Origin of the sequence: Streptococcus sp. GMD1S, assembly GCF_000296875.1 — a bacterium.
In the GTDB taxonomy this organism is placed as follows: Bacteria; Bacillota; Bacilli; order Lactobacillales; family Streptococcaceae; genus Streptococcus.
The window spans coordinates 1-4,695 of the sequence record NZ_AJQY01000066.1 but is presented as its reverse complement, the minus strand read 5'-3'; the positions used below and the strand labels follow the sequence as shown (position 1 = coordinate 4,695).

Annotated in this window: 7 protein-coding genes and 1 pseudogene; all 8 read left to right on the top strand. The window is 39.7% G+C overall.

What is annotated here, in order from left to right; translation table 11 throughout:
* A pseudogene (locus GMD1S_RS06690) lies at positions 1-447 on the top strand (cell division protein FtsZ); the annotation flags it as partial.
* A 3-nt stretch (positions 448-450) separates the two neighbouring features.
* Positions 451-1,122: a YggS family pyridoxal phosphate-dependent enzyme gene (locus GMD1S_RS06685; RefSeq protein ID WP_001049619.1), complete on the top strand. Its 672-nt coding sequence runs from the start codon at positions 451-453 to the stop codon at positions 1,120-1,122.
* A gap of 9 nt (positions 1,123-1,131) precedes the next feature.
* On the top strand, positions 1,132-1,662 hold the full coding sequence (locus GMD1S_RS06680) for a cell division protein SepF (protein ID WP_000053372.1): 531 nt from the start codon (positions 1,132-1,134) through the stop codon (positions 1,660-1,662).
* Positions 1,662-1,922, top strand: a complete 261-nt coding sequence (locus GMD1S_RS06675; RefSeq protein WP_000576501.1) for a YggT family protein — start codon at positions 1,662-1,664, stop codon at positions 1,920-1,922. The genes GMD1S_RS06680 and GMD1S_RS06675 overlap by 1 nt, the downstream gene beginning before the upstream one ends.
* Positions 1,919-2,710: a YlmH family RNA-binding protein gene (locus GMD1S_RS06670; RefSeq protein WP_000126364.1), complete on the top strand. Its 792-nt coding sequence runs from the start codon at positions 1,919-1,921 to the stop codon at positions 2,708-2,710. The genes GMD1S_RS06675 and GMD1S_RS06670 overlap by 4 nt, the downstream gene beginning before the upstream one ends.
* Before the next feature lie 8 nt (positions 2,711-2,718).
* Positions 2,719-2,973, top strand: a complete 255-nt coding sequence (locus GMD1S_RS06665; RefSeq protein ID WP_000028988.1) for a DivIVA domain-containing protein — start codon at positions 2,719-2,721, stop codon at positions 2,971-2,973.
* 16 nt (positions 2,974-2,989) lie between these two features.
* Positions 2,990-3,784, top strand: a complete 795-nt coding sequence (locus GMD1S_RS06660; protein WP_001123190.1) for a DivIVA domain-containing protein — start codon at positions 2,990-2,992, stop codon at positions 3,782-3,784.
* Between the two features lie 252 nt (positions 3,785-4,036).
* Positions 4,037-4,695, top strand: a 659-nt coding sequence (locus tag GMD1S_RS06655) for a class I tRNA ligase family protein (RefSeq protein WP_000768142.1), incomplete at its 3' end; no start/stop codon positions are given.

Below are 4,695 nucleotides of genomic sequence, written 5' to 3'. Positions count from 1 at the left end.
TTGACCTTGATTGAAGCAGAAGAAGCTTCAGAAATTGTCAACCAAGCAGCTGGCCAAGGTGTAAACATCTGGCTTGGAACATCAATTGACGAAAGCATGAAGGATGAAATCCGTGTTACAGTTGTAGCAACAGGTGTTCGTCAAGAGCGAGTGGAAAAAGTAGTTGGAGCTCGTAACAACCAACCAGTTGGAAGACCATCAACTAAAGCTCCACAAGCACACACATTTGACCGTCAATTCGACTTGGAAGAGACAGCAGAATTGCCTAAATCAAGTCCACGTCGTTTTGAAACAAACCAAGCGTCTGCTTTTGGAGACTGGGACTTGCGTCGTGAGTCTATTGTTCGCCAAACAGATCCAGTTGTTTCACCAGTAGAACGCTTCGAAACACCAGTTTCACAAGATGAAGATGAATTGGATACACCTCCATTCTTCAAAAATCGTTAATCAATGAATTTGAAAAAAAATACTGAATTAGTTTTTCAGCAAATAGCTGATGCTAGTCAAGAAGCCAACCGTGCTCTAGATGCTGTTTCAGTAATCGCAGTGACAAAGTATGTAGATGTACAAACAGCGGAAGCCATGCTTCCGCTTGGTGTCCGTCATATAGGTGAAAATCGAGTCGATAAATTTTTAGAAAAATATCAGGCCTTGAAAGATTACCCAGTTACTTGGCATTTAATAGGAACACTACAGAGACGGAAAGTGAAAGAAGTAATCCCATATGTGGATTACTTTCATGCTTTAGACTCCCTAAAGTTAGCCCAGGAAATTCAAAAGAGAACAGATCATGTTGTCAAGTGTTTCTTGCAGGTCAATATTTCTGGGGAAGAAAGCAAGCATGGGTTTTCAAAAGAAGAATTGCTAGAACTTTTGCCAGAATTGGCTAAGTTAGATCAGATTGAGTATGTTGGTTTAATGACCATGGCTCCTTTTGAGGCAGACAGTGATGAATTGAAAGAAATTTTCAAGGATACGCAGGCTCTGCAAGCAGAAATTAGAGAAAAACAAATCCCTAATATGCCGATGACAGAGCTAAGCATGGGAATGAGTCGTGATTTTAAAGAAGCGATTCAGTTCGGCTCAACCTTTGTTCGAATCGGTACAGCATTTTTTAAATAGGAGAGAGCTATGTCTTTAAAAGATAGATTCGATAAATTTATAGATTATTTTACAGAAGACGGAGAAGAAACGACTAACTATCAGACTCAACAAGAGGAAACAGTTAGCCCAGCCATCTCAACTTCTAAAGAATTACCAGCACCTGCTCAGTCAGGAACAGCAAAAGATGCAAATATTACTCGTCTTCATGCGCGTCAGCAAGAATTGGCGATGCAAAGTCACCGTTCAGATGAGAAAGTGACAATTGACGTTCGCTATCCAAGGAAATATGAAGATGCAACTGAAATTGTAGATTTGTTGGCTGGAAATGAAAGGATTTTGATTGATTTCCAATACATGACAGAAGTACAAGCCCGTCGTTGCCTTGATTACTTGGATGGAGCCCGTCATGTCTTAGCTGGAAATATGAAAAAAGTTGCGAGTACGATGTATCTATTGACGCCTGTCAACGTTATCGTGAATATTGAAGATATCAAACTTCCAGATGAATCACAAAGCGCTGAGTTTGGTTTTGATATTAAACGAAATAGAGCAAGATAATGATTTTCTTAATTCGTTTAATCCAAAATGCGGTTAGCATTTATTCCATCATTCTCGTTGCATTTGCTCTTCTTTCATGGTTTCCAAATGCCTATGAAAGCCAGCTAGGTCGCTTAGTTATCAGACTTGCTCGCCCAGTTATTGAGCCCCTTCGTAAGCTCAATCTACAATTTGCTGGTCTTGATTTTACGGTTTGGGCAGCGCTGATTCTGATTCAGTTTGTTGGAAATCTCTTAACACGACTAGTCTTATTACTATGACAGCAAATCGAGCCATTTATCAGCATTTTTCCCAAGATGATATTCCCTTTATTGATAAGGGGTTAGAGTGGATCAAGCGGGTAGAAGATACCTATGCACCGGTACTTACTCCTTTTATCAATCCCCATCAGGAACAGATTTTGAGGGTACTAGCTGGGACATATGGACTGGGTTGCCAAAGTAGTGGTGATTTTCTTCCGACAGAGTCGGTTCGAGTTCTTCTCTATCCAGATTACTTTGAACCGGAGATATCAGACTTTGAAATGGCCTTGTTGGAAATTTGCTATCCGAGTAAGTTTGAGCAACTGAGTCATGGAAAAATATTGGGAACAATTATCAACCAACTAGGAATTGACCGTAAATTATTTGGTGATATCTTGGTAGATGAAAAGAGAGCACAGATTTTTGTCAATCGTGATTTCATTCCTCTTTTTCAGGATGGAATAAGAAAGATTGGCAGACTTCCTGTATCGCTGGAGGAACGTCCTTTTACCGATAGGATTTTGTCTAAAATTGATTATAGAGAACGAGAAATTTTAGTTTCGAGTTTTCGATTGGATGCCCTCTTATCAAGTGGCTTGAAATTATCTAGAAACCAAGCTAGTCAACTGATAGAGAAAAAATCTGTCCAGGTAAATTATCATGTGGTTGAAAAATCTGATTACCAGGTTGCAGTTGGGGATTTGATCAGTGTGAGAAAGTTTGGTCGTTTGAAAGTTGTCAAAGACAATGGTCAGACCAAAAAGGATAAGAAAAAACTAACAGTCAGGCTACTTTTAAGCAAGTGAGAAAAAATATGTCGATTACACCACAAGAAATAAGTGATAAAGCTTTCTCAAGAACATTCAGAGGCTACAATCAGGAAGAAGTTGACCTATTTCTAGATAAGATTTACTTTGAATTAGAGGAGATGATTCGATACAAAGATGAAACTGAACTCTATATCAAAAAACTAGAAGAACGTCTTTCCTATTATACGAATGATATTCCTAAGAGAACAGTAACAAGCGAGCAAGAACCAGAAGCAATTAATGATTCTATTTTTTATTAAGTAAGTGAGGAAAAGTATGCCAATTACATCGTTAGAAATTAAAGATAAAACCTTTGGCACAAGATTTAGAGGTTTTGACCCAGAAGAAGTAGACGAGTTTCTTGATATCGTTGTTCGTGATTATGAAGACTTGGTTCGTAGTAATCACGATAAAGAGACACACATCAAAAGTTTGGAAGAACGTTTGTCTTACTTTGATGAGATGAAGGATTCCTTGAGTCAGTCAGTTTTGATTGCTCAAGATACAGCTGAGCGTGTCAAACAAGCTGCTCAAGAACGTTCAAACAATATTATTCAACAAGCTGAACAAGATGCTCAGCGTTTGCTTGAAGAAGCGAAATACAAGGCAAATGAAATTCTCCGTCAGGCAACAGATAATGCGAAGAGAGTGGCTGTTGAGACAGAAGAGTTGAAGAACAAGAGCCGTGTATTCCATCAACGCCTCAAGTCTACGATTGAAAGTCAGTTAGCAATTGTTGAGTCATCTGATTGGGAAGATATTCTTCGCCCAACAGCTACTTACCTTCAGACAAGTGATGAAGCCTTTAAAGAAGTGGTGGGTGAAGTTCTTGGTGAAACTGTATCTTTACAACCAGAGGAAGAGCCTATTGATATGACTCGTCAATTCACACCAGAAGAGGTTGCTGAATTACAAGCTCGTATCGAGGCTGGCAACAAAGAATTAGCTGAGTTTGAAGCTCAACAAAATCAACAGACAGAAGAAAGTGACCAGCATGAAGAGTCAGTTGAAGTAGAAGCTACTGCAACAACTGAGGACGATGCAAACAAAGAATCTGTTCTTATCCTATAAAAAAATGTGAGAACAAGATCCAACCAACTATATTTTCAGCGAGCGGGAGATGGTGAGAGTCCTGCAATCCCTAGTGGTTAGATTATCCTCTCAAGCAATCCAGTCCGAAAACAGTAAGACTAGACGTCCCCCACGTTACGGGAAAAGAGGAAAAGAGACCCTGTCTTTTTTCGAACAAAGGTGGTACCACGATTTTCGTCCTTTTTGCGAATCGTGGTTTTTATTTTGTCATTTTAAATTAAAGGAGTAACAATGAAACTTAAAGAAACCCTCAATCTAGGGAAAACAGACTTTCCTATGCGTGCTGGTCTTCCAACCAAAGAACCAGTTTGGCAAAAAGAATGGGAAGAAGCAAAACTTTACCAACGTCGTCAAGAATTGAACCAAGGAAAACCACATTTCACCTTGCATGATGGACCTCCGTATGCAAACGGAAATATCCACGTTGGACATGCCATGAACAAGATTTCTAAAGATATTATTGTTCGTTCTAAGTCTATGTCTGGATTTTACGCTCCTTACATCCCAGGTTGGGATACTCATGGTCTGCCAATCGAACAAGTCTTGGCAAAACAGGGTGTTAAACGCAAAGAAATGGACTTGGTTGAGTACTTGAAACTTTGCCGCGAGTACGCTCTTTCTCAAGTTGATAAACAACGTGAAGACTTTAAACGTTTGGGTGTTTCTGGTGACTGGGAAAATCCTTATGTGACTTTGACTCCAGACTATGAAGCAGCTCAGATCCGTGTCTTTGGTGAGATGGCTAAAAAAGGCTATATCTACCGTGGTGCCAAGCCAGTTTACTGGTCATGGTCTTCTGAGTCAGCCCTTGCTGAAGCGGAAATTGAGTACCATGACTTGCTTTCAACTTCCCTTTACTATGCTAACCGCGTCAAAGACGGAAAAGGTGT